Source organism: Plantibacter sp. LMC-P-059a, from assembly GCF_030209505.1.
Classification (GTDB): Bacteria; Actinomycetota; Actinomycetes; order Actinomycetales; family Microbacteriaceae; genus Plantibacter.
Genome location: NZ_JARVRZ010000001.1, coordinates 84,864 through 110,249, shown reverse-complemented (window position 1 = coordinate 110,249; position 25,386 = coordinate 84,864). Strand labels below are relative to the sequence as shown.

The window sequence follows — 25,386 nt, the reverse complement described above, 5'->3', positions numbered from 1 at the left end:
CGTCGACGTTCTCGTTCTCGATCATCGGGCTTCGTCCAGCGTGTCCAGGAAACGCAGGAGTGCTGTCGTCACGGCCTCGGGAGCATCCTGCGACGGCACGTGCCCAGCGTCAGGGATCACCACCTCGCCGTTCCCCTCGTGCTCAGCCCAAGCGGGCATCGCCTTCGCGATGTTGCCGGTTCGATCTTGCGCGCCTCTGATGAGGCACAAGGGGATCGGCGTGCGGTAGTGAGGTGCGGGTCGGACGAATGAGGCGGTCGCTTGCCAGATCGCGAGGAAGTCTCGCTTCGGCACCTGTGAGAAGGCGCGCATCAAGTCCTGCTGTGCCGCGTCCGTGACGGCCGAGGCTCGGGCCATGAGGCCTGGAAGTGTGCGCGCGGGGATGAGGCTGAGCGTAGGAGCTGCCAGGTGGAGCAGTCGCCGCTCCATCCACCCCAATGGTCCGGAGTTCCAGGTCGCGTCGATGACGACGAGACCCGAGTACGCCTCCGGTTCTCGTCTGACCATCTCCTGGGCGATGTTCCCGCCGAGGGAGTGACCGACCAGCACGGGATGGTCCAGGCCGAGCTCGGATATGAGCGCTTCTGCATCTGCGACGAACCGGTCTGCCGTGATTCGCGAGCGGTTGGGCCTCGACAGCCCGTGGGCCCGCATGTCCCAGACGACTGCTCGGCGACCCGAGTTCGCCACGGCGCTGGCTTGCTCCTCGAACGACACATGGTCTGCTCCAGCGCCATGCAGAAACAGCACCGCGCGCCCGCCGGGCCCCGAGTCCCGGAAGGCCACGGAGCATCCGTCCAGCGGCAGCATCGCGTTCAGATTCACCATGTCTTGAATCTAACGACTCCCGCCGATGCGCCGGTCGAACCGTGCCCGTGGCCGCAGTGCGCCAGACGGCCGTGACCCAACTGTTCACCTCGCTCGTCACACTCGTCTGCTAGCGTCGTCCGCGATAGCGCCTAGGGTTCCGGAGCAGCAGTGCTCGGCTGGTCCGAGCGGCGCCACGGTCGAAGCCCATGCGCCGGCCGTCATCTGACAGGACAAAAGCCCGGAGGACCCTCCTTCGTCGCGCCCGCGACCAGGAGAAGGGTCGTCGTGTCCTCGCTCGCTGTCCTCATCGTCCTCTCCGCCGCGGTCGCCCACGCGGCTTGGAACGTCCTCGCCCACGGGGTGAGTCGCATCGGGCTGCCATTCCTCTGGTGGGGTGCCGTGGTCAGTACCGTGCTGTGGGCCGGCGTCATCCCGTTCACCGGGGGAATCGGATCCGGCGGGCCGGACGGCTCGGGTGATCTCGCCGGTTTCCTCCTCGGCGCCGGCATGTCCGGGGTCATCCACGTGGGCTACATGCTCGTGCTGCAGAAGGGCTACGCCACCGGCCGCCTCTCGACCGTGTACACGACCGCCCGGGGGACCGGGCCGACGATCAGCGTGGTGGTCGCCGTGCTCCTGCTCGGCGAACGCCCGTCGGGCATCGCGCTGATCGGCGTGGTGGCGATCCTCGCCGGCGTGGTCGCCGTCGGACTCGCCGACCGGGGGACACCCGGAGGACCCGATGTGCGGATGGCTGGACACCGGCGGCGCATCGACCCGGGCGTCCTGTGGGGTCTCCTCACCGGCGTCGCCATCGCCACCTACACGATCTGGGACGCCCACGCCGTGCGCACCTGGGGGCTCTCGCCGGTGGCGTTCATGGTCGGCTGCACGCTCATCGAGATCCCGATCTACTCGATCGCCCTTGGCCGCCGACATCGTGAGCTGTCCGGCGTGCTGCGACGGCACTGGCCCCGACTGCTCGCCTTCGGCGTGCTCTCGCCCCTGTCCTACATCCTCGTGCTCATCGCCATCACGATGGCGCCGGTCGCGCTCGTCGCGCCCATGCGCGAGATCAGCGTGGTGCTCGTGGCCCTGTTCGGCGTCGTCGTCCTGCACGAGGGGAGACCCGGGTGGCGGATCGCCGCGTCGCTGATCGTGGTCGTCGGCGTATTGCTGCTCGCGCTCTGACCGTCGAGATAGGCATACAAGAGATGAACTTCGCCTGAACTGAAGCAACATAGGTATATTTGTTTGTTGCTGCGTGTCACGATGCTGACGTCCCCTTCACACCGAAAGGCCGTCATGACCCTCCGCCGTTCGCAGCTCGTCACCGCACTCGCAGGTGCAGCGCTGCTCGCCACCGTCCTCTCCGGATGTTCCGCCTCCGCGGCCTCCACCTCCACCGGCTCAGCCTCCGCAGCGGGCGCGGGGGCCGGAACCTACGCCGTCGACGAGAACACGCTCGTGTTCGGTGTCGTGCCGGACTCGGTCGAGACCGAGACCAACTACCAGCCGCTCATGGACTACATCGCCAAGGAGACCGGCAAGAAGGTCGAGTACCACGAATCCACCGACTACGCGGCGCTGATCGAGGCCTCGATCGCGGGTCAGATAGATGTCGCCTCCTTCTCGGGCTTCACCTACGTCACCGCCGCGAACAACGGGGCCAAGCTCACCCCGATCTCCTCGATCGTCACCAAGGAGGGCCAGGAGCCCGGTTACTACTCCCAGGCCATCGTCCCGAAGGGCAGCGACATCACCGATCTCGCCGGCTTCAAGGGCAAGAAGGTCTGCTTCGTCGACCCGTCCTCCACCTCGGGCTACCTCTTCCCCAGCTACAACCTGCTCGAGGCCGGCGTCGACCCCGAGAAGGACATCACCCCGGTCTTCGCCGGCAAGCACGACGTCAGCGTCACCAAGGTCGGCGAGGGAGTGGAGTGCGAGGCGGGCTTCGCCGAGGACAGCGAGGTCGCCAAGTCCGACAAGGTCACGGTCATCGCCGAGACCATGGTCCCCGGCGCGCCCATCGTGATGTCGAGCACCCTGCCCACCGAGGTGCAGTCGAAGCTGACCGACGTCCTGTCCGACGTCACCATCGACCAGATCATCAAGGCTGGGGTCACGTCGGCCGACTCCGACGGCTTCCGCAGTGTCTTCTACGAGACCAAGCCGGTCGACGACACGTACTACGACACGATCCGCGACATCTGTAAGAAGACGAACGCCACCCAGTGCAAGAGCTGACCCGGCCCGGCCGCTGAGCCCTCCACCCACTGACGAACCCGATCCGGAGACTCCCATGACGAATCCCGCCACAGCGACCGAGACCGTGGTGCGACTGTCCGACGTCACGAAGCGTTTCGGCGCGACCCTCGCACTCGACGGCGCATCGCTCGAGGTGCAACGAGGCGAGATCGTCGTCCTCCTGGGACTCTCCGGGTCGGGCAAGTCGACCCTGCTCCGCCACCTCGACGGGCTCGAGCAACCGAGCGCCGGCACCGTCGAGGTGCTGGGCCAGCTGGTGCCTGACCTCACCGGCCGACGACTCCGCACCCTGCGCAGCCGAGTCGGCTTCATCTTCCAGCAGTTCGAACTCGTCCCCTCGCTCACCGTGCTCGAGAACGTGCTCACCGGGTCGCTCGCCACCGTCCGCGGTCCGCGCCTCGGACTCTGGTCGTACGGCCGTGCCGGCAAGCTCGCCGCGCTCGGGCACCTCGACCGCGTGGGCCTGCTCGACCGCGCCTACCAGCGGGCCGACACCCTCTCCGGCGGCCAGCAGCAGCGTGTCGCCATCGCGCGCGCCCTGATGCAGGACCCGGAGATCCTCCTCGCCGACGAACCGGTCGCCTCACTCGACCCCGAGTCGAGCGACCAGGTGATGGCGCTTATCCGTGAGATCGCCGTCGACCGCGGCCTGACCGTGGTGTGCAGTCTGCATCAGGTCGATCTGGCGCTCAGCTGGGCCGATCGCATCGTCGGTCTCCGTCACGGCAGCGTCGTACTCGACACGCCGACCGAGGGACTCAGCAAGGCCCAGGTGATGGAGATCTACGGTCGAGTCGCCACCACCACCAGCGAGCTGCACGCCATCGAGACCGAGCTCCTCGTCGACGCCGTCAGCGAGACCCCGCGATGAGCGCTGACACGCGCACTCGCCCCGGCATTCGGACGGGTCTCCGGACCGCAACGGGTACGGGGGATCCGGTCGGCCGCGCCCCACGCCGCGCCGTCTCGCCCGAGCGCATCGCCGCCGTCCTGACGCTGCTCGCTCTGCTGGCCGCGTCGATCGTGGCGCTGAACAGCATCGGGATCGATCCGGCCCGGATGGCCCAGAGCTGGTCGAACGCCGAACGGTTCTTCGGCCGGGTCGGCGCCATCTCCTTCCCCGACCCAGGCGAGTTGCTGTACCTCACCGGCTTGACGCTCGGGCTCGTGATCTGCGGCACCCTCCTCGCCGCGGTCATCTCGGTGCCGATCGCCTACCTGGCCGCGTCCAACACCACCCCCGGCACCGGGTGGCGTGCGTTCGCCCGATTCTTCGGCGTGCTGACCCGGGCGATCCCGGACGTCGTGTTCGCCATGGTCTTCGTGCTGGTCTTCTCGCTCGGGACGCTGCCCGGGATCCTGGCCATCGGCATCCACTCCATCGGCATGATCTCGAAGATGTTCGCCGATGCGATCGAGCAGATCGACGAAGGTCCCCGCCTCGCCATCCGCGCCGCCGGCGGCAGCCGGATGCAGGAGTTCACCGCCGGGGTGCTGCCCCAGGTCATGCCCTCGTGGGTGGCCACCGTGCTCCATCGCAACGACATCAACCTGCGCGGCTCGGTGATCCTCGGCTACGTCGGCGTCGTCGGGCTCGGCATGCAGATGTCGTTCGCCTTCAAGTCCCTCGACTACGGCCTGGGCCTCGGGTACGCCGTCGTCATCTTCGTGCTCTGCGTCGTAATGGAGATCGTCTCGAGCGCGGTGCGCGCCGCCATGCTCGGCATCGCGCCCACCGGCCGGGGCCTCGGCGACCGGGTGCTGCGCGGCATCCGCCGTGGCCGCGACGCCTCTCGGCCGGGCGCCTCACGCGGTTGGGCACCCGTCGCGACGGCCGACGACGCACTGCGGCGTCCCTGGACGGCGACTCGCGTGCGGAACACCACCTGGGGCTGGCTCGCCGTCGCCGTGGTGGTCGGCAGTGTCCTGATCTGCGACATCCAGTGGCGCGACCTCCTCACCGTGTGGGCGAAGGTCCCGGCCGTCGCGGTGCAGTTCTGGCCGCCGTCGTTCGGCAGCTACGAGCTGTCGACCATGACCGACGCGATGGTCGAGACGATCGCCATCGCCCTCGCCGCCACCCTCCTGACGCTCGTGGTCTCGATCGTGGTCGGGTCGCTCGCGGCGAGGAACGTCGCACCGAGCCGGGGGGTGCGCGGCGGGATGCGGTTCCTGCTCGTCGCCGTCCGCGGCATCCCCGAGATCATCCTCGCCATCGTGCTCATCGTCATCTCCGGGCTCGGCACCCAGGCCGGCACCATCGCCCTCGCGATCGGTGGCGTCGGACTGCTCGGCAAGCTCATCGCGGACTCCTTCGAGGAGGTCAAGGCCGGCCCCGAACGGGCACTCACCGCCGCCGGTGCGTCCCGGCTCCAGGTCTACGCCGGCGCCACCGTCCCACAGGGTGTCCGCGCCCTGATCGGTCACACCTTCTACATGCTCGACACCAACATCCGCGCGGCGACCCTGCTGGGCATCGTCGGCGCCGGGGGAGTCGGCTACTACCTCCTCAACGCCAGCCAGGGCTCGAACTACGGAGTCGTCACCGCTATCGTGCTGATGATCCTCGTCACGGTGCTCGTCGTCGAGGGCATTGCCATCTGGATGCGACGGGTGTTCCGATGAGCGGCGCCGCGGGGGGAGTCTCCGCAGCTCCGGAACGCTTCGACGTCGTCGTCGTGGGTGCGGGCATCGTGGGGCTGGGCGCGGCCCTCGCGGCCGTCGACCGCGGCCGCTCCGTGCTGGTGGTCGACCGCGCGTCCGAGATCGCGGGGGCGAGCATCCGGAACTTCGGTCACCTCTGCTTCACCCCGCAGTCGGGCGTCGCCCGGGACTACGCCGCGACGTCGCGGAAGCTCTGGCTGCGGCTGGCCCGCGACGCCGGCTTCTGGATCGACCAGGCCGGAACCCTCGTCGTCGCCCGCCGCGAGGACGAACTCGCGCTGCTCCGCGACCTGGCTGAGCGACGACGACCCCAGCACGACGGTGAGGTGCCCGAGGTCGAGCTGCTCACCGCTTCCGAGATCGAGGCACTGGCCGCGTTGCCCGCCGGAACTGCGGTCGGCGGCGCGAGGCTGCCCCGCGACCTGCAGGTCGACCCCCGGTTCGCCGCCGACGCCATCCGCGACCATCTGGTCGCGCGCGGGGTCGTCTTCCGGATGCGCACCGCAGCCGGGCGGATCGCCGGCGGACGCGTCGACACCAGCCGCGGCCCGGTCGACGCAGGCCTCGTGGTCGTCGCCGTCAACCACGACATCGACCAGCTCTATCCCGAGCTCGCCGAACGGCGCGGCGTCATCCGGTGTGGCCTGGACATGCTGCGGGTGACCGCCGACCTCCCGCGTCCGTTGGGTGGTCCCCTGCTGACCGGTTGGTCGCTCATCCGGTACAGCGCGTTCGCCGGGCTCCCGGGCTCCGCCGCTGTGCGCGACCGCCTCACGAGGGAGCGGCCCGAGCTGGCCGCCCTCGACCTGAACCAGATGTACACGCAACGGCCCGACGGGTCGCTCATCGTGGGCGACAGTCACTGGAAGGGGGAGACCATCCCGCCGTTCCAGCCGGAGGCCGCCCCGGAGGCGTTCCTCGCGGAGTTCCGGACGCTCTTCGACCGCGACCCGGCCGTGGTCGAACGGTGGCAGGGTGTCTACGCCACCGGGCCCGAGGAGTTCCTCATCGAGGAGGTCGAGCCGGGCGTGCTGGTCACCGTCGTGACGACCGGCATCGGCATGACGACCGGCCTCGGGCTCGCCGAACACGTCGTCGGCGGCCATCTCGACACTCACTCCCGTCCGCTGACAGAAAGCACGAGACCATGACCATCACGACCACGACCACCACGATCCCCGACAGCCCCACGGGCGTCCCCGTCGAACTCGTCGTGCTCGACATGGCCGGCACCACCGTCGTCGACGACGGCATCGTCGAGCGCGCCTTCGAGCGTGCCGCACGCCGCACCGGTCTCGACACCCGGCGCCCGCTCGACGAGTCGCTGCAATACGTCCGCGACACGATGGGGCAGTCGAAGATCGAGGTCTTCCGCCACCTCACCGGCGGGGACGAGGACGCCGCTCAGGCCGGCAACGAGGCCTTCGAAGCCGCCTACGCCGAACTCATCGACGAGGTCGGGGTCGACCCGATCCCCGGCGCGTCCGATGTGATCGCCGGACTCCGCGCGTCGGGGCTCAAGGTCGCACTGACGACCGGGTTCTCGCCCGCCACCCGCGACGCCGTGCTCGCGCGCCTCGGCTGGGAGGTCGACGTCGCCCTCTCGCCCGCCGACGCCGGCAGAGGCCGCCCGGCGCCCGACCTCGTGCTCGCCGCACTCATCGCCACCGGAGCGACCTCGGTGGGCTCCGTGATCGTGGTCGGTGACACCACCAGCGACATGCGCTCCGGTCGGAACGCGGGTGCCGGGCTCGTCGTGGGCGTCACCACCGGTGCGCACACCAGGGACCAGCTGACCGAGGCCGGGGCCGATGTGGTGCTGGACAGCGTCCGGGAGCTGACCGCCCTTCCGCAACTGGCCGCGCGGTGACGCTCACACAGGAGGCGACGACGGTGCGGATCGAACTCGACCCGGCACCGACCGCGATGGTGTGGGTGCAGCCAGGGCGGCGTCACGAGCGCATCGCGGTGCCGTCGGTCTCGCTGGCACCCGGTGAAGCCCTCGTCGCGATCGAGCTGGCGACCATCTGCGGCTCCGACGTGCACACCGTGCTGGGGCACCGCGATGCGCCCACGCCGCTGGTGCTCGGCCACGAGCAGGTCGGCCACGTCCAGGCCGTCGGCGACGGTGCCGTCACCTCCTCCGGAGAACTGCTGCGGGTGGGGCAGCGCGTGGTGTGGGCGCTCACCGTCGGATGCGGAGACTGCTCCACCTGCGTTCGCGGGCTCCCGCAGAAGTGCCAGACCGTGCGCAAATACGGCCACGAGCGGCTCGAGACCGGTTGGGAGCTCAGCGGGGGATTCGCATCGCACGTGCACTTGAAACGCGGCACCGCGATCGTGCCGGTACCCGACGGCGATCTCCCCGCCGAGGTGCTCGCACCCGTCTCGTGCGGCACCGCCACGGCGGTCGCCGCCCTCGACGCCGCCTCGGCCATCGTCGCGCTGGACGGCGTGGTCGTGATCGTGCACGGTGCCGGGCTGATCGGTCTCACCGCCTGCGCGATGGCGAGCGACGCGGGAGCGAGGGTCATCGTCGTGGACCCCGCCAAGCGGCGTCGCCGGTTGGCGAGCCGGTTCGGGGCCGTGGCCACGGTCGACCCGGCCGAAGCAGGATCGCTCGCCGCCGCACTGGACCTCGTCGGTGCTCGGCCCCTGGTCGCGATCGAGGCGTCCGGGTCCCCGCTCGCCGTCGCGGCGTCGATCGAGGTGTTGGGTGTCGGTGGCGTGGTGGTGCTGGTCGGCAGCGTGTCGCCCAGCGAACTGGTTCCCGTCGACCCGGAGAGTATCGTGCGACGGCTCGTCACCATCAGGGGCGTGCACAACTACGCACCGGCCCACCTGGAGCGTGCCGTCCGCTATCTCGCCGAACGCCATGATGCCCACCCGTTCGCGGAACTCGTCGGGGCGACGGTGGCGCTCGGTGACCTCGACGACGGTCTCGAGGCCGCCATGGGTGGACGTGCCGTGCGCATCGGCGTGGCCCCTGGCCTAGCCCCGCTTGCGCCCGCCAGTGCGACCGTCAGGGCCGGGACGCCCCGGGCCTAGGTTGGTTCGGCGCCGATCGCGCCGATCGCCCGGATGAAGTGTCCGCCCTCACGCGCCCGGCCCGACGCTGAGACGGTGAACCGGATGATGTCGCTGCGATATCGGTCGTCGGAGGCCTCGAAGATGCGGCCGTCCGGTCCCCTCGTGACCCGGTGGAGGCGGAGGATCGGGGTGCCCGGCTCGACGTCGAGCAGCCGGCTGTCGAGCTCGTCGGCCGCCACGGCGTCGATCTCGTGGTCGACGTCCTGGTAGCCGTAGCCCCGCCCGTTCAGATACTCGGTGATCGAGACCGTGTCGAGGTCGACGTCGAACAGCGCCCGGCCGACCTCCTCGATGAAGGTGAGTCGCTCGAGCATGGTGGGGCGCCCGTCGAGCAGGCGCAGCCGGACGACCTCGACGATCGGGTCGCCGACCGCGATGCCGAGGGCGGCAGCCTTCTCCTCGTCGGCGCGACGCAACGACACTTCCTGGGTGAGCGCGCCCGGTGTCGTGCCCATCGACTCCGCCCAGCGGGTGAACGGAATGGACACGTCGGCGGCCTGCTGTGCCTTCCGCTCCGCGACCCGGGCTGGCCTGCCGCGCCGGGTCTCGATGAGGCCCTCGTTGCGCAGCGCCGCCAAGGCGTTCCGGATCGGCCCGCGGGAACTCCGCCACAACTCGGCCAGCTCGCCCTCGCTCGGCACGTCGTCGCCCGGCGACAGCTCGCCGCTCACGATCTTGCGACGGAGGTCATCGGCTATCTGGACGTACAGCATGGCGGACACATAGGCATACTAGTTGCCGCCTTCGAGGTGCAGGGTGGTCAGGCCGTGCCGTCCACGTCGCCGCGTCTTCGTGTGGATGATCGTCCGAACCAGATCCAGAGCGGACGAGCCGTGACGGCGATGATCACCGCGAACAGGCTCTGGTTGGCGATTCCGAAGACCGAGAGCCCGCCGATGGTCAAAAAGACGGTCCAGTTGACCGCGATGTCGGCGATGATCACGGCGCTCCCGAGCACGATGCCGGAGCGCCGGCGCAGGATGATCAGCACCACGGTCAGTGGATCGAGGATCGTGAGCGACACCCAGAACAGCCGGACACCGGCAGGGAAGCCGCCGTAGACGTCCAGTCCGCCGAAGATCAGATCCGCCGTGTGCGTGGTCGTCCCGACGAGGAAGCCGATCACCCACAGGATCTGGAACACCCTGAGCGCTCGTGCTGGTGCGGGGAGAGCGGGCATGCGCTCATCGTACTGAGTCGGCGGTCACGGCAAGTCGAACACCATCCGTCGCAGCGGAGGCTACGAAGCGGATTCCTCTTGCAACGGCGGTTCCCAACGGCGCGCGTACCGCGCCATCGGCTGCAACGACCGGATGAGCTCCATGCCGCGTTCGGAGAGCCGGTAGCGGATGCTCACCGGCGTCGTCGGCTCGACGAGTCGTTCGAGGAGACCGGCCGACTCGAGATCACGGAGCCTGACGCTGAGCATGCGTCCGGAGAGCCCGTCGACGCGGCGTTCGATCTCGGTGAATCGCTCGGCACCCATGCCCAGGGCGAGGAGGATCCCGCTCGACCAGCGCTTGCCGACGATCTCCATGACACCGGCGAGACGACGGCATTCCTCGTCGTCGATGCGCAGCGGGCGTCGCGATGGGAGGGTCTTGTCTGGAGGCACGTACCTAACGTAAGCCGCTTACGCGTTGTTTGTCGAGGACGTCGCGTACCTCGATGCTGGATGCATGCCCGTTCGGCGTCCCACGGCTCGCCGGCCGAACGCGCAGTCCATGAACACACCACCGACACCAGGAGTTGACCCCTATGTCCCTGCTTCGCATCGACGCATCCATCCGCCATGACGGCTCCACCAGCCGCGCCCTCGCGGACATCGCCGAAGCCCAGTGGCTCGACACGACGAGCGATGCTCGGGTGGTCCGCCGCGACATCGGCACCACCCCACTGCCCAGCGATGCCTGGGCACACGCCCTGGCTGCGGGCGCGACCCCGGAAGACGATCGCACGCCCGAACAGCGAAGCGCCCACGGTCTGGTCACCACGCTGGTCGACGAGCTCGCCGAGGCCGACGCATACCTGTTCGCCGTGCCGCTCTACAATTTCGGGGCTTCGCAGCATTTCAAGATCTACGCCGACCTCGTCATCGCAGATCCGCGCATGTCGCCCGGACTCACCCCGGCGACGGCAGGCAAGCCCGGCGTGCTGGTGACCGTGCAGGGCGGGAACTACTCGCCGGGCACGCCGAAGGAAGGCTGGGACCATGCGACCGCCTGGATGCGCCGCATTCTCGAAGACGTGTGGCAGATCGACCTGGAGGTCGTGACCCGAGAGTTCACCCTCGTCGGAGTCAACCCAGCCCTGGACGCCTTCACCGACCTGGCCGCGGACCTCAAGGCCAATGCAGAACAGCGTGCCCATCGCGCCGGCCGTGAACTCGCCGAGCGCCAGCTCGAAGCCGCGACCCGCTGACCTGCGACCGGTCGGGATCGTTCGAGCGCCGTTCAGCGCAGGCGGCCACCGGTGAACGCGCCGGACGCGGCGAGGAGCGTGTCGAGAGGCGTGTCGATCGCCACCTCGCCGACCTGGAAGCCCAGCTTGGCGAGTCGCGCGAAGGCCGACTGCGAGAGGGTGGTGGTGACGCCGGGGGACTGCACCGTCAGGCCGGGCAGGAGGTGGAAGGTGAGGATTCGCCACCGGCCGCGCGAGCGGATCGAGACGCGCTCGACCGCACCCCAGGGGAGGAAGACCTCGCCCTGCTGGATGCTGCCGCTGAGGCCTGCCGCGTCGAGGGTCATCACCGTGCGCCTCACGGACTGTGCACCCCGCACGGTCGCCAGCTGCAGTGCGAGGAACAGCATGAACCACGAGATGACGCCGAACAGCAGCGCGGACAGCGCACCCAGCGCGAACCCGCCGGACGAGGCAGTGAGGGCGGCCAGCAGCGCGCCCATGATCGGTATCAGGCCGGCGCACACGAGAGCCATCACGAACGCGGGGCGGGTCGCCCGCTCGGTGCGAACCGGGTCGGAGCCGACGACGAGGGGTGGGAAAGCGGTCGGTGCACCAGTCATGAGGACAGTATGTCGCGCGTGTCGGACAGGGGTTCAGAGCCAGTACCGCATGCTGGGAGAACCGGGACGAGCCGGTGGCGGGACCATCTGATTGGAGAACACGGTGAAGCAGCTCGGCCTGTCCACGAGGGTGCTGCTCGTCTGCGCTGCGTTCGCCGCCGTGCACCTGTTGCTCCACCTCGCGACGGGGACGTTCCTGGCGGTGTTGGCACCGACGTCCCCGCCGTTGTACGCGCTCGGCGCGGGCGTCCACGGTGTGCTCCCGTTCGTGGCTCGCCGGTACACGGGTGCCGTCGGCAGCGCGACGATCACCGCGGGCATCGCAGGACTCCTCATCGCGGCGACCAGCCCCTCGGGCGTCATCATCCTGGTGCCGTTCCTCCTCACCGGTATCGTCATCGACCTCGTCGTCTGGAAGGTGGACCACGGAGACCGGGGTCCGCGGACGGTGCAGGCCAGATACCTGCTCGCCGCGGTCATCCTCGGTGCTGCGCTGTTCGGCGTCTCGCTCGCGGTCTTCTCGCCGGAGCACCTCACCGCACCGATCATCCTGGGGACGCTCCTCGGACGCATCGTCGGTGAGGTCGTCGCCGCCGTGGTCTCGGGGATGATCGCACGGGCGCTCCAGCGAGCCGGCGTCGGGACACGGTCACGTCGAGCTTCCTCGTCCCGGCGATAGGGGAGAGCCCACCGCTCCACGGCACTCCAGAGCTCCGAGGCTGGGCGACTCAGGACGGCGGGCGGACGAACCGCTCCGGTGGCGTGCGGCTGCCGGCGAGGAACTCCGTGAGGCCCGCGCCGAAGTCCATCGATGAACCCACGAAGAGCACGCTCTCATCCGGCGCGACGTAGATCATGCCGCCGCCGCGGACGGTGTGCACGACGCACACCCCGGCATCGTCGTCGAGCGGGATCGGGCGCAGTGCGGCATCCGGGGTGAGCTGCCCGAAGTACCGGGTACCCACTGCGGTGAGACGGTCGATGGTGGCGTCGTCGGTCATCGTCGGTCCTGTCGTCGGGGCGTCACGGGAGGGCCGGGCCGGGAAACGGCCCGGTGAAGACGGAGGCGTCCCGGTGATGCCACCAGGCTAGATCGCTACCCCGGATCCGTCAGCGTTCGACACTCTCAGCGGGTCGTGGCACTCCGCGCGGAGGGCAACGGTGATCGAAGCGGATCCCGAGCCGGTCGACGCCTCTCACGTCCCGGCAGACCGGAACGTCGTCAGGTGAGCCTTCGAGTCGCCGCGTTACCCTCGGCTCATGGAAGCGGACTGGATCGAACATCGACGCTCGGGCGACGGCGAACGGTTGGGCTGGATGCTGCCCGACGGTGAAGGGTTCATCGTGATCGACCTCTTGGGGCGCCGGAGAACCGGGGCGGTGGACTGGATGGAGGCCGAGGAGACGCTCGACGAGATCGGGTTGAGTTATCTCGCCGAGCCTCATGAGCTCCGGCTGGACGACGGATCATGGTTGCGGGTCCGTATAGCGGAGGTCTCACCGACCGGGATCCGCGTGAAGAAGGACGACTGGGGCGACATGCGCGCGACGCAGCTGTTCTACGACGTCGCCTTCCCCGTGAGTGACGATCGACTTCGACCGATGCGCCCGTGAACGTCGGCCGAGGTCTGAGAGGTCATCGATGAACGAGACGAACCGTCCGCTGAGCCTGGGCCAACGGATCGCCGCCTGGGTCGGCCTGTCGGCAGCATCTTCCACGCGGGCCGGTAGCGGAGGCACGAGGGTGACGCTTCCTCGGGCCGCTCCGACCGGATTCCCCGAGCCGGTGGGCCCGGCGCCCCACCACAACGACCCCGAACTGGTCATCCCGACCATCGAGGCCGAGCTGCAGCCCCTCGCCCGAGAACTGCTCGCAGCGGGGTTCGCCGTGATCGAGGCCTGGGGCCCGGTGCAGATGGCGTGCGCGGGGTTGCTCCTCGAGCGTGACGGGACGCAGGTGTTGTTCGATGCTGAGCGCGGGATGACCTCGGCGCGCTTGATCCGGAGCGACCGGGATGTCTGGCTCGGTGTCGCGGTCGCCGCCTGGGCTCGGTCTTCGAACGGCGACGGCGAGCAGAATGTGCCCGGCTTCACCCCCTGGTCGTTGATCTCGCTGTTCACCTGGGAGCAGCGTGAGTATCGCAAGGCCGGTTCCCAGCAGCAGACGAGGTACGGATCAGCCGTGTGCGACTGGTTCGCCAACGCCGATCTCGGGACGATCGATGCCGTCGAGGCAGAGCGGCGTGCACTCGACGCGTCGGGCCGATCCATCGTGAGACCGACTCCTGAGCAGACGGCTGAGGTGGTCGCCTCCCGGTACGCCGATGCCCTCGATCGGTACTTCACCGGTCACGGCCCAGCTACTCGGTCGGCAGGTTGATCGCGAGGGTGCCGCTCAGTCCTGAGGCCGCGAACGCCGACTGGATCGTGTTGATGACCTGGTCGTCGGTCTTGCTGAGGTTCGCGTTCACGGTGGCTTCGCCGTCGGTGACGGTGTAGATGATGCTGTCCAGGCCCGTTGATCCCTGAAACGCGATCGTGAGCGCGTCGAGGAAATCAGCGAGCGCAGCGGGCGGCGTCTCGTCGGTGGTGATGCGCACTGCCTTGAAAGCACCGACGCCGCTGTCCCAGTCCAAGGTCCACCGGACGGGACCGAGGGAGTCCTCGAGGCGGTCGCCGGTCGTGTGCTGGCGGAGGAGATCGATGAAGTCGGTGTATCGTCCCCGCTCGGAAGCGTCCAGATGGGCGGGGGCGTCGGTGGATAAGTACAACGTGATCGGCCCCGGTTCGGTCAGGTGTTCGGCGACCGACGCCCAGCCATCGTCTGAGATGGTGTTCCAGTTCTCGGCGAACACTGTCGAACGGGTGGCCGTCTGGACGGTGCTGATGTCGCAGGGCGCGAAGCGGTCGGTGGGGGTGAGTGACTGCAGGACCGTCGCCGTCTGAGCGACCGTGATGTCCTCGTCGAGGTCCACCGACAGGGTGCAGCTCGAGCCGGAGCTGAAGTTGAATTCCTGCGCGTACGCCGAGACGGTGCCGTGGTCGCCGACGACTTCCTGGAGGGCCGGCGTCACCCGCCAGGAAGCGATCCTCATCGTCGAGCAGGAGTACAGGATCAGTGCTGCAAGGCAGACCATGGCGACGAGGAGGACGAGCGCGGTGATGCGACCGGCTCTGCCGCGTCGGGTGCGCGGGGGCTTGGGTCGGGGTGCGCGAACGGCCGGTTGGAAGAACATCTCACACCACTGCTCGGCGTGCCGACGTGAGATTGCGGACACGAACGGCGCCGACGATGGCAGCACAGGCTTGGACCACCGCGATGGACGCGTGCTGTCCGGTGATCACGGTGTCGTCACAGCGTTCGAAGCCCGACCCGATGCGCCTCATCGTCGGGCGAAGAGCCGCTCGAACAGCGTGGGCTTTGGAAGAGGCCGACTGCCGGCGATTCTGCGCATCCGCGCCTGGATCTCGGGATTGCTCTGCATCGCCAATGTCGCCAACCGGGCCGATCCGAGACCCCATCGCGACCAGTGCTTGCCGTGCGCGTTCACGGCCTCGATCTGGCTGAGCTGGTTCAGCTCGCTGAGTTCCCGCCATCGCGTGAGGTCGAGCAGCGCGATCTCCTCGGCGTACGTCTCGTTCACCCGGATGATTCCTGCGTTGCCCGCGCGCCGGCGCGCCGGGGTCTCGGACGAGCCGTCACCCGCTGCGAGGTGGATGGTGGCAAGTTCGTCGAGCAACTCGTCGAACACCGCGCGCAGTTCGGAACGGACCTTGGGCGATGTGGCGACGATGCGATCCTCCTCGGTCTTCCACGCGACCAGGACCCCGCCCGAACACAGGCGGCACAACTGTTCGGGCACGATGCGGCTCGAGGCGTAGCCACACTGGCAATACTCGGCGATGTTCGCGAGGGTGTCGTCGAGTGAGACGAAGGTGCTGTTCTCGTCCGACTCGGCCTCTTCGATGGCCTCGATCAGGAACAGGGCCCCGGGCACGCCGACGGCCGCTGTTCGCGCGACGTAGCTGCCGGCCACCCGGGTGATCTTCGCGGTCCACAGATCGACGTCCTCGGCACTGAACAGTCCACTGGCCTGACGGACGTACTCACTGATGCTCCGCTCGACGATCGTCTCGAGCTCCGCGTCGAATCGCTTCATCGCCGCGTCGTCCGAGGGGTCGTCGAACCGTTCGTTCAGGGCGATCACTGCCTCGCGGCCGGTGGCCATGATCGCCTCATGCACGGCCGCAGCACGCGGATTCCGTTCCAGGATGAGCTCTTCCGTGCCGAGTATCTCGATGTTCGTGATCATGGGGTTCCTCGCAGCAGGTGGGACGACAGGAGAGCCGGTGTACGCACCGCCATTGTGCACGGTGAGGCCCCATGCGGTCGACATCCGGCGGATCGGAGGTCATCGTCACTCGTCGTGCGCGGCGGTTCGCGCGTTAGCATCTCGGAATGACTTCCGACGTGGACCTGGGCCGCGGAGTGATGCTCCGCGCCGTGACGATCGACGACTCGGCCGCGCTCGCCGAGGCCTACCGCAAGAATCGAGATCATCTGGCCCCGTGGGATCCGGAGCGATCCGAGGTGTTCTACACCGAGGGTGGTCAGGAGGCCGCCACCCGGCAGCTTCTGCTCGATCAGGCGGCCAGGACGGCACTGCCGCTGGTACTCGCGGAGGCGTCGCGCATCGTCGGGCGGGTCAACCTCACGGGTATCGTGCGGGGCGCCTTCCAGAGCGCGAACCTGGGGTATTGGATCGACGCCGACCACGCAGGTCGAGGATTGATGACGGCCGCCGTCGGTTTCGCCGTCGACCTGGCTCGCGACGACCTGCGGCTGCATCGGATCCAGGCGGGCACCCTGCCGCACAACGTCGCATCGCAGACGGTCCTCAAACGATGTGGGTTCGTCGAGTTCGGGCTCGCCCCGGAGTACCTGCGCATCGCGGGCCGGTGGCAGGACCATCGCCTGTTCCAACGTATCCTCACGACGTAGTGGGTCGAGGCGGCTGATCTTGGCGGTCAGCGCGGAGCGCGGTGAGGAGCCCTGCGCGCAGGCCGGGGAGGAACGCGGCGCCGAGAGCGGTGAGCAGCGTCACAGCTGCCGCGGCCAGCAGCGCCGGGCGAACGCCGATCGAGTCCGCCAGGAGGCCTCCGAGACCGGCTCCGAACGGTTGGCCGCCCCAGGCGATCATGCGGGCCGTCGTGTTGACGCGTCCTTGTAGGGGGTCGGGCGTGATGCTCTGCCGGACGATGATCCCGTTCAGCGAGACGGTCGTCGCGGCCGCCTGCCACAGCGCGAGGACGATCACCCCGCCGAGCAATGAAGTCGTCACGGCCCACCCCACCAGGAGTGTGCCGGACGCCACCAGTGCGCCGATCGTGATCGCACCGACGGGCAGTCGGCGTTGCAGCGGCCCGATGACCCAGGATGAGACGAGTGCTCCGACCGCAGCCGCACCGAAGAGGACGCCGATCGCCGCGGAATCCGATGCGAGACCGAGGGACCGCACAGCCGTCACGATGAGGAGACCCGACACGGCGCCGCCGGCCAGACTGTTGCCGATGCCGAGCAGGGTCAGATCGCGGATGATCGGGACGGAGCGGATGTAGGAGAGGCCCTCCAGGATGCTGTCGCGGAGCCGCATCCGTCGTGGAACCGCCGTGTGGGGTGCCGCGTCCAGGGTCGGGATGCCGGCGAGGATGAGCGCACCGATGCCGTAGGAGATCGCGTCGATCAGGAGGACCACCGGACCTCCGGCCGTCGCGGCGAGGAGGCCTCCGAGCGGTGGACCGGCGATCCCGATCAGCGTGCTGATCGTCATCATCCGGGCGGTCGCGGACGCGATCCCGTCGCGTCCGACGATCCTCGGAATCGCTCCGAAGCTCGCGGCGTCGAAGCAGACGAACGCGATCGACGTCGTGAGGCCGACGAGGATGAGGTGGGCGGAGGTGAGGGCGTCGACGGCGGCCGCGATCGGGATGCTCACGGCCGCGGCTGCACTGACGAGGCTCGACACCGTCAGCGTCGAGCGTGCGCTCCACCGGTCGACAAGTGCGCCGACCGGGAGCCCCAGGACGAGGTACGGCAGCGCCTCGACCGCTGCCAACAGGCCGGCGAGCGCCGCGCTCCCGGTGAGCTGGAACAGCATGAGCGGGAGCGCGACGGCGGTGAGGGCGTTCCCCGTCCACGAGATGCCACGCGACCAGAGGTAGCGGCGCAACATCAGCGGTGGGCCTCCTGCGATCGGGTGCGGACGTTCGGCACGCCATCATCGGTCTTGTTGAGAATTGTTCTCATAAGGGGATGGTAGGTGGCGTGCATCGAGGCGGCAAATCGACATCGACTTACACCTGATCCACTTAATGAGTATGGTTCTCAATAGCGGCATCGTGCCGCAGGGAAGGGCAGGACATGCTCGAGCGACCGGTACCGTTCGCGACCCCGTCCCGCACTCGAGCCCTGCTCGTGGCTCTCGTCGTCTGCCTCCTCCTGCTGGGGGTGGTGTCGATGGCGGTGGGGTCCGTGGCGATCGCGTTCCCAGACGTGATCGACGTGGTCCTGGCCCATCTCGGCGGAAGTCCGGAAACCTCGTGGTCTGTCGATCAGATCGTCTGGGAGGTCCGGGCGCCGCGCACCATCCTGGCGACGGTCTGCGGGGCGGGGCTCGCGATCGCCGGCGCCGTGATCCAGGCCGTCGTGCGGAACCCCCTCGGCGATCCGTCGCTCATCGGCGTCACTCCGGGCGCATCGCTCGGCGCCGTGGTGGTCATCGTCCTGGGTGGTGGGGCGTTCGGTGGTCTGCCACTCGCCCTCGCCGCCTTCCTCGGAGCCCTCGCGACGTTCGCCGTGGTGTTTCTCCTGGGACGCACCGCAGGTCGGATGCCGCCGACCCGCCTCATCCTCGCCGGGGTCGCCATTGGCTACCTCGTGTCCTCGATGACCTACTTCCTCCAAACCATCGCCACACCCAACCAGGTGCAGCGCGTCCTGTTCTGGAGCCTCGGCAGCGTCGGCGGCGCGGACTGGGGTGTCTTGCCGATCCCGGTGATCGTCGTCGTCCTCGGAACCGCCTGGATCCTCCTCACCTCCGTCTCGCTCAACGCGCTCGTGGGCGGGGACGACCTCGCGGCGTCGCTCGGCATCGACGTGCCGAGGCTGCAGGTCACGCTGCTGGTGCTGGTGGCGGCGATGACCGGGTCGCTCGTGGCGGTCGCCGGCGGGATCGCGTTCGTCGGGCTCGTCATCCCGCACATCGCCCGCCTCCTCGTCGGTGCCGATCACCGCCGCATGCTCCCGGTCGCAGCCGTCCTGGGGTCGATCTTCCTGCTGCTCGCGGACCTCGTCGCCCGGACCGTGCGGGCCCCGGCTGAACTCCCGATCGGCGTCATCACGGCCGCCGTCGGTGCGCCGTTCTTCCTCTGGTTGCTGACGTCTGGGAGCCGCGCCCGAGGCCGCGCGCCCGTGAACCGGAAGGTGCTGCGCTGATGCGTGTCGAGATGCAGCAGGTCAGTGTCGACGTCGTCGGTTCAAGGCTCGTGGACGAGGTCTCGCTCGTCGCACCCGCCGGAGCGACCGTGGGGCTCCTGGGGCCGAACGGCTCCGGCAAGTCCACCCTCCTGCGGACCGTGTACCGGGCCCGGCGGCCCACGTCCGGCACGATCGAGATCGGTGGTGAGGACGTCTGGCTGCTGAGCGCCCGTGAGGCCGCGCATCGCACCGCCGTCGTCCTGCAGGAGGATCAGCGGGAGTTCGAGTTCTCCGCCAGGGAGACCGTCGAGCTCGGGCGGATCCCGCACCGGAGTGCCCGGCGCGGCACGGCCGCCGCGGACGAGGAGGCCGTCGACCGGGCGATCGAATCGTGTGGCATCGGTGGGTACGCGCACCGGCCGCTCGGTTCCCTGTCGGGCGGCGAGCGGCAGCGGGTCGCCGTGGCTCGGGCGATCGCGCAGGACACCCCGGTGCTCGTGCTGGACGAACCGACCAACCACCTCGACGTCCTCGCGCAGATCGAACTCCTCGAGCTCGTCACCCGACTCCCGACGACGACGATCGTCGCGCTCCACGACCTCGGTCTCGCGGCCGCCCACTGCGATCACGTCGTCGTCCTCGACCAGGGGCGCGTCGTGGCGTCCGGTCCTCCGGAAACCGTGGTGACGGCGGAGCTCATCGCGGAGGTGTACGGCGTGCACGCCGAGATCGGCGTGAACCCGTTGACCAAGCGGCTCGCCGTGCACCTCGGGTCGACCATCCCTCGATCCATCACCAGTCCCGCGGCCCGGCCCGCGGTGCGAAAGGAAACCAGTCACCCATGAGTCATCACCCGATCCGCACCGTCATCGGAGCGGCCGTCATCACCGCGGCCCTGCTCGTCTCCACTGGTTGTTCGAGCCGGAACGCAGCCGTGTCGACCGCCGCCGCCACCTCCGGCGGTGGCTACCCGGTGACCGTCGCAAGCTGCGGGGTTGATTACACCTACGACCGCGCACCCCAACGGGTACTGCTGGGCGCACCGGGCGTCGTCGACACGCTCGATGCTCTCGGTGTCGGCGACAGCGCGATCGGGTACGCCCTGGCCGATCTCGATCACGGAGAGCGGGCTGCGCATCCCCAGCTCACCGAGAACACCACCGACTGGACCCCGGGCAAGGAGTACCTGGCCGGTGCGGCCCCGGACCTCTTCATCGCGAACGACGAACAGCAGTTCTCCGGCGACGGCGCTGCCGGTCTGGACGACCTGCGGTCGCTCGGGTCGGGCCTCTACGTCCTCGGCGACTACTGCGTGGACAGTACGGCGACACCCTCCGTCGACGCGGTGTACGACGACATCGATGCGCTCGGAGCCATCTTCGACGTCCCAGAGCGTGCGAAGACGTTGAACGACCAACTCCGTGCTCGGGTCGCCACCGCGGCTGCCCTCCGCGGCGACCAGCAGCTCACGGCCGCCTCGGTGACCATCGTCGACGGAACGGTCTACGCGCTCACCGGCGCCGGCTACCAGGCCGTGCTCGACGCGCTCGACCTCTCCAACGTGTTCTCGGATGCGGGCGCGAACTTCACCCAGATCAGCCGGGAGGACGTCATCACCGCCGACCCCGACATCATTTTCGTCACGTATGCCGGAGACGGTCAGGAGGCCGCGGCGGTCGCATCGGCGAAGACGATGTTCGCCGGTTCCGCGGCCGTCGACGACGGGCGTGTCTTCGGCCAGGACGAGAACGCGTTCCAAGCCGGAGGCGTCCGGATCATCGGAGTCATCGAACAGGCGGCGAAGGACGCGTTCTCCGGCTGAGTCGCTGGTCGTCGACTCGGCGTCGGCACGGTCACGGGCGCTGCGGCTTCACCGGTGTCGGCGGTCCGTCATAGCTTCGGAACGTGTCGGAACGTGTGGAATCGTGGTGGGCCCGCCGCCAATGGTCGAAGGGCCTCGAGACGCCCTATCCGGTGGGCGCCTATCGGCACGCGTGGGCGCCGTTCCCCGCGCTGTGGCGCCAGTACCACGCCGACCTCAACGCGGGGATCGTCCTCAGCCAGGTGCCGCCGGCGGCCGACGTCCTGCTGCAGTGGCAGTGCGACCGCGGACACCGCTTCGTCGCGACCCCGGCGGAGCAGCGCTCGCGGCCCGGGAGGGAGCGCCGTCGGAGCGCCTGGTGCCCGGAGTGCGCCGATGAAGCGAACCCGTCGAGGGTCGTCGCCCTGCCGATGCGGGAGTCGGTGATCGACCCGGTGCTCGCAGGCACCGGTGTCGTCCGGGAGCGTCGCGGTCGCCGCCAGGCGTCGCTGTGCGACAAGACGCCGGACCTGCCGGTAGGGGAAGCGTTCGCCTCTGCGTGTGCACCGAAGCCGGCCTCTGCTGTCGAGGACCGGCTCCGCGCGGACGTCCAAGAGCGTCTGGCCCTGACCACCGGCATGAACGCCGTACGCGTCCAACGCCCGTTCTTCAACCACGTCGAGGTGTGGCCCGACCTGGTGTTCCCGGAACTCCGCATCGCGATCGAGTACGACAGCGTCGGCAGGCACGGTGTCGAGCACGTCGGTCGCCGCGAAGAGGCCGACCGACGGAAGGACCGCGCACTGCGGTCCGCCGGCTGGGAGGTCGTCCGCCTCCGCACCGGGAAGCTCGAAGCCCTCGGGCCCTACGACCTGCAGCTACCCTCATGGAACGGCCGGGCCCTCGACCGGCTGGTCGAGACGCTCAGAACCATCCGGGGCCCACTGCTGGTCGACGCGTATCTGCGCTGAACCGTGGAGGCCCGACCGGAGCGGCGCACGGACGGATCAGGCACGGAGTTGCACCTGCCGTAGCGTCATGTGGTGCAGTGGTCATATCCCGCCCACCGAGGAAGGACCACCATGTTCTCGTCATTCACCCCACCCCGCCAGGTCACCATCGGCGGTGCCGCCGCCTTCGTCGGCACCACGCCGCGGGCGATCCGTCACTACCACCAGATCGGTCTGCTCCCGGAGCCCGAGCGGGGGAGTGACGACCGCCGCCGCTACGGCTACGAGGAGATGGTCCAGCTGCTGTGGATCCGCCGGATGGCCGACGCCGGCATCGCCCTCGACGACATCCGAGACGCCTTCGCCGCCGCGTCCGACCCCGCCGATGGGGATGGCGACGTCACGCAGACCCTGGATCGGCTCGAGGCGTCGCTCGTCGCCAAGCAGGCCGAACTCGAGCTGCAGCGCACCGCAGTCCAGCGCATGCGCCAGCAGGGAAGCCGGCTGGGTCTGCTCTCCGACCTGGTGAGCGACCGCCTCGCCGATCTGCCCGAAGGGGCCCTCCGGCAGGACGACCTCGACACGCTGCTCGTGACCGAGCGGATCTTCGGCGAACTCAGCGCGTCCGTCCAGGCGTCGCGCTTCATCGCCCTGGCCACCCACCCCGAGTTGCGCGAGGAGGCCGACCGGGTCGACGCCGCCGAACAGGCGCTCGACGACACGGTCGCCGTCGACGACCCACGCGTGGCGGAGGTGGCGGCTGAGCGGCATGCCTTCGAGACCGCTCTCAACACGGTGATCGAGGACTCCGGCCTGGCGCAGGCGGACGACGAGCGGTTCGAGGAATGGGACGAAGCACACCCCGTCCCCGACGACGGTGCCGGAGCGACATGCGGGACGACGAGCCTCACCGAGGCGGTGCGAATGATGCCGTACGACTTCTCCCGTGCACGCCTGCGGAGCATGGAACTGGCGCTGGAGCTCGACGTCCTCGGCTCGGCGTGAGGCGCAGCGCTTTCGATCGTCTTCCGGGCTGCGCCGACTGAGTCGCTTTTCAGGCGCGCAGCCGGCGGATGAACGCGTCGTACTGGGTGACCTCTCGTTCAGGCGAGGTCTCGGCCGGGGTGAGGACCGCGAGGATCTGCAGGCCCGTGAGCATCGCAAGCAGCTCGTCGGCGACCTCGGAGACGTCGACGCCATGGACGAGTTCGCCGTCGTCGAGCGCCTCCTGGAACCGCTCCACCATCTCGGTGCGCCACTGATGGATCATGTCGGCGTGCAGTGCGGCCTTCCCGGGTGAGCTGAGCGCCTGCTGCCAGAAGTTGATCGCGATCCGCGCCTCAATCAGGCGTTGCTCGTCCAGCGGCATGATCTGCAACGCGAGTTCCCGCAGGCCGGTGAGGCCGCGAGGCGAGGGGTCGGCTGCCCGAGCGCGTTCATTGGTGGCGTCGAAGACGCCGGTGAAGGCCGCGTCGACCACGGCGTCCTTGCCGGAGAAGTAGTAGCGCAGCACCCCGTTGGAGTAGCCGGTCACCTCGGCGATGCGGCGGGTGGTCACCGCGGCGATACCTTCTGTCGCGATCAACTGCCACGCGGCGGCGATGATCTCTTCTCGGCGGGTTTCTCGATCGACGACTTTCGGCATGGCTCCTCGGTGTTCAGCGTACCGGCCGCATCGGCGGAGGCCCGTGCGTCAGCACGAAACCAGCTCGTTACACGCGTGAAATCTATTCTGTACGGCTGTACAGAATACTTCTTCTCACCCCCACTCGTTGACTTGCCGACGGAGTACTCATGACATCCAGCACCGTCTCACCCGGCACCACCGCTCCAGCTCAGACCCTGCAACGCAACTCGATCACCGTCGCCGGCATCGTGTTCCTCGTGCTCGCGGCGGCCAGCCCCATCATCGGGCTCACCGGCGCCGTGCCCGTCACCATGGTCATCGGGAACGGTCTCGGCGTGACGATGTCCTACCTGATCATCGGCGCCCTCCTGCTCCTCTTCTCGGTCGAATTCGTGCTGATGTCACGCCACGTCACCGACGCCGGCGCGTTGTACGCCTACGTCGGCAAGGGCCTCGGCTCGGAGGTGAGCATCGGCGTCGCCGGACTCGCCGTGTACGCCTACACCGCGGTGCAGGCCGCGATCTACGCCTTCTTCGGTGCCACGGTCGTGGCGCTGCTCGACGCAGCCGTCGGTGTGGCATTGCCCTGGTGGGTGGGCTCGCTCGCGCTCGTCGTCGTCGTGCAGGTCTTCGGCTACCTCAGACTCGAGCTGGGCGCGAAGGTCCTCGGCGTGCTGCTGCTCGGCGAGTGGGGCGTCATGCTCGCCATGGCCGTCTCGATCGGGATCCAGGGCGGGGCGGGTGAAGGGTTCGCCGTCGACCAGGTCTTCTCCGTGCAGTCGCTGCTCGTCGGCGCCCCCGGTGTCGCCCTCACGTTCGCTTTCGCGTCGAGCCTGGGGTTCGAGGCCGCCGCCGTGTTCGGCGAGGAGGTGGCGAACCCGCGCCGGGCGGTCCCGCGCGCCACGTACCTGTCCGTCATCCTCATCGCCGGCTTCTTCGCGATCACCACGTGGATGATCACCGTCGGCTACGGCCCCTCCAACGTCCTCGCCGAGGCCGGGAGAGCGCTCGAGAGCCGCGACACCGCCTCGTTCATCTACGCGCTGGGCAGCCGCTACCTCGGGCCGTGGGCTCCGGCCGTCATGGGGGTCTTCATCGTCACGTCGATCTTCGCCGCCGCCCTCGCCTTCCACAACGGGATCGCCCGCTACCTGTTCACCCTCGGCCGAGGCCGCGTGCTGCCATCGGCCTTGGGCAGGGTGCACCCGAAGACCGGAGCGCCGTACGTCGCGTCCGTCTCGCAGAGCATCGGAGCCGTCGCCATCATCGTGATCTTCGCGGCGCTCGGCGCCGACCCGATCGCGACGGTCTTCAACTGGGGCGGTGGCATCGCGGTCGTGGCGCTCGTCGTCGCCTACCTTCTCGTCTCGGTCTCCGTCATCGTCCACTTCCGTCGCACCGAGCAGTCCGACGCCACCCTGTGGAACTCCCTCGTCGCACCGGCGCTGTCGGTCCTGGGACTCGGTGGTGCGCTCGTCGTCATCGTGTCCAACTTCGGGACCCTCGTCGGGGGAGGAGGCGACCTCGTGACCGTCCTCATCCTGACGGTGGCGGCAGTGTTCGTCGGTGGCGTCACGCGAGCCGTCGTCATGCGTGTCCGCACGCACCGCGGTGTCTCCGTCGAGGCGCTCGAAACGACCACGACCGACCTCTCCTGATCCATGCCCCGACAGAAA

28 protein-coding genes are annotated in these 25,386 nt (G+C 69.0%); 18 read left to right on the top strand and 10 right to left on the bottom strand.

Going from position 1 to position 25,386, the window contains the following annotated elements:
• Positions 1 to 21: 21 nt before the first annotated feature.
• A complete protein-coding gene (locus QRN27_RS00515; protein WP_285040266.1) occupies positions 22 to 828 on the bottom strand; it encodes an alpha/beta fold hydrolase in 807 nt (268 codons plus the stop codon).
• Positions 829 to 1,095: 267 nt separating this feature from the next.
• On the opposite strand from QRN27_RS00515, the gene QRN27_RS00510 reads away from it, so the two are divergent.
• From QRN27_RS00510 to QRN27_RS00480, 7 genes are all read left to right on the top strand, one after another.
• On the top strand, positions 1,096 to 2,001 hold the full coding sequence (locus QRN27_RS00510; RefSeq protein ID WP_285040265.1) for an EamA family transporter: 906 nt from the start codon (positions 1,096 to 1,098) through the stop codon (positions 1,999 to 2,001).
• Positions 2,002 to 2,115: 114 nt separating this feature from the next.
• The gene (locus tag QRN27_RS00505; protein ID WP_285040263.1) at positions 2,116 to 3,057 is read left to right on the top strand and encodes a phosphate/phosphite/phosphonate ABC transporter substrate-binding protein; all 942 of its coding nucleotides are present in this window, start codon (positions 2,116 to 2,118) and stop codon (positions 3,055 to 3,057) included.
• A gap of 55 nt (positions 3,058 to 3,112) precedes the next feature.
• Positions 3,113 to 3,949, top strand: coding sequence for a phosphonate ABC transporter ATP-binding protein (phnC, locus tag QRN27_RS00500; protein WP_285040261.1), 837 nt, complete (start codon positions 3,113 to 3,115; stop codon positions 3,947 to 3,949).
• On the top strand, positions 3,946 to 5,703 hold the full coding sequence (locus tag QRN27_RS00495; protein WP_285040259.1) for a PhnE/PtxC family ABC transporter permease: 1,758 nt from the start codon (positions 3,946 to 3,948) through the stop codon (positions 5,701 to 5,703). The genes phnC and QRN27_RS00495 overlap by 4 nt, the downstream gene beginning before the upstream one ends.
• Positions 5,700 to 6,893 carry a TIGR03364 family FAD-dependent oxidoreductase gene (locus QRN27_RS00490; RefSeq protein ID WP_285040257.1) on the top strand — a complete coding sequence of 398 codons (1,194 nt, stop codon included), beginning with the start codon at positions 5,700 to 5,702 and terminating at the stop codon, positions 6,891 to 6,893. The genes QRN27_RS00495 and QRN27_RS00490 overlap by 4 nt, the downstream gene beginning before the upstream one ends.
• Positions 6,890 to 7,612, top strand: coding sequence for a phosphonatase-like hydrolase (locus QRN27_RS00485; protein WP_285040256.1), 723 nt, complete (start codon positions 6,890 to 6,892; stop codon positions 7,610 to 7,612). Before QRN27_RS00490 ends, QRN27_RS00485 begins: the two co-directional genes overlap by 4 nt.
• A complete protein-coding gene (locus QRN27_RS00480; RefSeq protein ID WP_285040254.1) occupies positions 7,609 to 8,790 on the top strand; it encodes a zinc-binding dehydrogenase in 1,182 nt (393 codons plus the stop codon). The genes QRN27_RS00485 and QRN27_RS00480 overlap by 4 nt, the downstream gene beginning before the upstream one ends.
• Here the strand turns inward: QRN27_RS00480 and QRN27_RS00475 are convergent.
• Genes QRN27_RS00475 through QRN27_RS00465 form a run of 3 tightly spaced genes read right to left on the bottom strand, consistent with a single transcriptional unit; the run spans position 8,787 to position 10,447 of the window.
• Entirely contained in the window at positions 8,787 to 9,545 is a 759-nt protein-coding gene (locus QRN27_RS00475) for a GntR family transcriptional regulator (protein ID WP_285040725.1), read from the bottom strand. The genes QRN27_RS00480 and QRN27_RS00475 overlap by 4 nt on opposite strands.
• A gap of 47 nt (positions 9,546 to 9,592) precedes the next feature.
• Positions 9,593 to 10,012, bottom strand: coding sequence for a hypothetical protein (locus QRN27_RS00470; protein WP_285040252.1), 420 nt, complete (start codon positions 10,010 to 10,012; stop codon positions 9,593 to 9,595).
• Positions 10,013 to 10,072: 60 nt separating this feature from the next.
• Positions 10,073 to 10,447, bottom strand: a complete 375-nt coding sequence (locus QRN27_RS00465) for a winged helix-turn-helix transcriptional regulator (RefSeq protein ID WP_285040250.1) — start codon at positions 10,445 to 10,447, stop codon at positions 10,073 to 10,075.
• Between the two features lie 143 nt (positions 10,448 to 10,590).
• On the opposite strand from QRN27_RS00465, the gene QRN27_RS00460 reads away from it, so the two are divergent.
• Positions 10,591 to 11,253 carry an FMN-dependent NADH-azoreductase gene (locus QRN27_RS00460; RefSeq protein WP_285040249.1) on the top strand — a complete coding sequence of 221 codons (663 nt, stop codon included), beginning with the start codon at positions 10,591 to 10,593 and terminating at the stop codon, positions 11,251 to 11,253.
• 32 nt (positions 11,254 to 11,285) lie between these two features.
• Here QRN27_RS00460 and QRN27_RS00455 read toward each other — a convergent pair whose 3' ends face one another.
• Positions 11,286 to 11,855, bottom strand: coding sequence for a hypothetical protein (locus tag QRN27_RS00455; RefSeq protein ID WP_285040247.1), 570 nt, complete (start codon positions 11,853 to 11,855; stop codon positions 11,286 to 11,288).
• Between the two features lie 103 nt (positions 11,856 to 11,958).
• Between QRN27_RS00455 and QRN27_RS00450 the strand changes: the two genes are divergently transcribed.
• A complete protein-coding gene (locus QRN27_RS00450; RefSeq protein ID WP_285040246.1) occupies positions 11,959 to 12,534 on the top strand; it encodes a hypothetical protein in 576 nt (191 codons plus the stop codon).
• Positions 12,535 to 12,583: 49 nt separating this feature from the next.
• Here QRN27_RS00450 and QRN27_RS00445 read toward each other — a convergent pair whose 3' ends face one another.
• Positions 12,584 to 12,856 carry a hypothetical protein gene (locus QRN27_RS00445; RefSeq protein WP_285040245.1) on the bottom strand — a complete coding sequence of 91 codons (273 nt, stop codon included), beginning with the start codon at positions 12,854 to 12,856 and terminating at the stop codon, positions 12,584 to 12,586.
• A 259-nt stretch (positions 12,857 to 13,115) separates the two neighbouring features.
• Here QRN27_RS00445 and QRN27_RS00440 point away from each other — a divergent pair, with 259 nt between their 5' ends.
• Together QRN27_RS00440 and QRN27_RS00435 are read left to right on the top strand one after the other, a co-directional pair.
• Positions 13,116 to 13,469 carry a hypothetical protein gene (locus QRN27_RS00440; RefSeq protein ID WP_285040244.1) on the top strand — a complete coding sequence of 118 codons (354 nt, stop codon included), beginning with the start codon at positions 13,116 to 13,118 and terminating at the stop codon, positions 13,467 to 13,469.
• Between the two features lie 28 nt (positions 13,470 to 13,497).
• Positions 13,498 to 14,235, top strand: a complete 738-nt coding sequence (locus QRN27_RS00435) for a hypothetical protein (RefSeq protein WP_285040243.1) — start codon at positions 13,498 to 13,500, stop codon at positions 14,233 to 14,235.
• On the opposite strand, the gene QRN27_RS00430 is transcribed toward QRN27_RS00435, so the two are convergent.
• Positions 14,216 to 15,133: a hypothetical protein gene (locus QRN27_RS00430; RefSeq protein WP_285040242.1), complete on the bottom strand. Its 918-nt coding sequence runs from the start codon at positions 15,131 to 15,133 to the stop codon at positions 14,216 to 14,218. The two genes, QRN27_RS00435 and QRN27_RS00430, sit on opposite strands and share 20 nt — an antisense overlap.
• A 105-nt stretch (positions 15,134 to 15,238) precedes the next feature.
• Positions 15,239 to 16,168 carry a hypothetical protein gene (locus QRN27_RS00425; protein WP_285040240.1) on the bottom strand — a complete coding sequence of 310 codons (930 nt, stop codon included), beginning with the start codon at positions 16,166 to 16,168 and terminating at the stop codon, positions 15,239 to 15,241.
• 146 nt (positions 16,169 to 16,314) lie between these two features.
• On the opposite strand from QRN27_RS00425, the gene QRN27_RS00420 reads away from it, so the two are divergent.
• Positions 16,315 to 16,857 carry a GNAT family N-acetyltransferase gene (locus QRN27_RS00420; RefSeq protein WP_285040239.1) on the top strand — a complete coding sequence of 181 codons (543 nt, stop codon included), beginning with the start codon at positions 16,315 to 16,317 and terminating at the stop codon, positions 16,855 to 16,857.
• Here QRN27_RS00420 and QRN27_RS00415 read toward each other — a convergent pair.
• Positions 16,847 to 18,088, bottom strand: a complete 1,242-nt coding sequence (locus tag QRN27_RS00415) for an MFS transporter (protein WP_285040237.1) — start codon at positions 18,086 to 18,088, stop codon at positions 16,847 to 16,849. The genes QRN27_RS00420 and QRN27_RS00415 overlap by 11 nt on opposite strands.
• A gap of 188 nt (positions 18,089 to 18,276) precedes the next feature.
• Here QRN27_RS00415 and QRN27_RS00410 point away from each other — a divergent pair, with 188 nt between their 5' ends.
• From QRN27_RS00410 to QRN27_RS00390, 5 genes are all read left to right on the top strand, one after another.
• Positions 18,277 to 19,350, top strand: coding sequence for a FecCD family ABC transporter permease (locus tag QRN27_RS00410; RefSeq protein ID WP_285040236.1), 1,074 nt, complete (start codon positions 18,277 to 18,279; stop codon positions 19,348 to 19,350).
• Entirely contained in the window at positions 19,350 to 20,177 is an 828-nt protein-coding gene (locus tag QRN27_RS00405) for an ABC transporter ATP-binding protein (protein WP_285040235.1), read from the top strand. Before QRN27_RS00410 ends, QRN27_RS00405 begins: the two co-directional genes overlap by 1 nt.
• On the top strand, positions 20,174 to 21,154 hold the full coding sequence (locus QRN27_RS00400) for an ABC transporter substrate-binding protein (RefSeq protein WP_285040233.1): 981 nt from the start codon (positions 20,174 to 20,176) through the stop codon (positions 21,152 to 21,154). The genes QRN27_RS00405 and QRN27_RS00400 overlap by 4 nt, the downstream gene beginning before the upstream one ends.
• Positions 21,155 to 21,237: 83 nt before the next feature.
• Positions 21,238 to 22,104 (top strand): putative endonuclease domain-containing protein, encoded by an 867-nt coding sequence (locus tag QRN27_RS00395; RefSeq protein WP_285040232.1) that lies wholly within the window; start codon positions 21,238 to 21,240, stop codon positions 22,102 to 22,104.
• A 111-nt stretch (positions 22,105 to 22,215) separates the two neighbouring features.
• Positions 22,216 to 23,088, top strand: a complete 873-nt coding sequence (locus QRN27_RS00390) for a MerR family transcriptional regulator (protein ID WP_285040231.1) — start codon at positions 22,216 to 22,218, stop codon at positions 23,086 to 23,088.
• Positions 23,089 to 23,137: 49 nt separating this feature from the next.
• Here QRN27_RS00390 and QRN27_RS00385 read toward each other — a convergent pair whose 3' ends face one another.
• On the bottom strand, positions 23,138 to 23,728 hold the full coding sequence (locus QRN27_RS00385; RefSeq protein ID WP_285040229.1) for a TetR/AcrR family transcriptional regulator: 591 nt from the start codon (positions 23,726 to 23,728) through the stop codon (positions 23,138 to 23,140).
• Between the two features lie 149 nt (positions 23,729 to 23,877).
• On the opposite strand from QRN27_RS00385, the gene QRN27_RS00380 reads away from it, so the two are divergent.
• The gene (locus tag QRN27_RS00380; protein ID WP_285040228.1) at positions 23,878 to 25,368 is read left to right on the top strand and encodes an APC family permease; all 1,491 of its coding nucleotides are present in this window, start codon (positions 23,878 to 23,880) and stop codon (positions 25,366 to 25,368) included.
• Positions 25,369 to 25,386 lie beyond the last annotated feature (18 nt).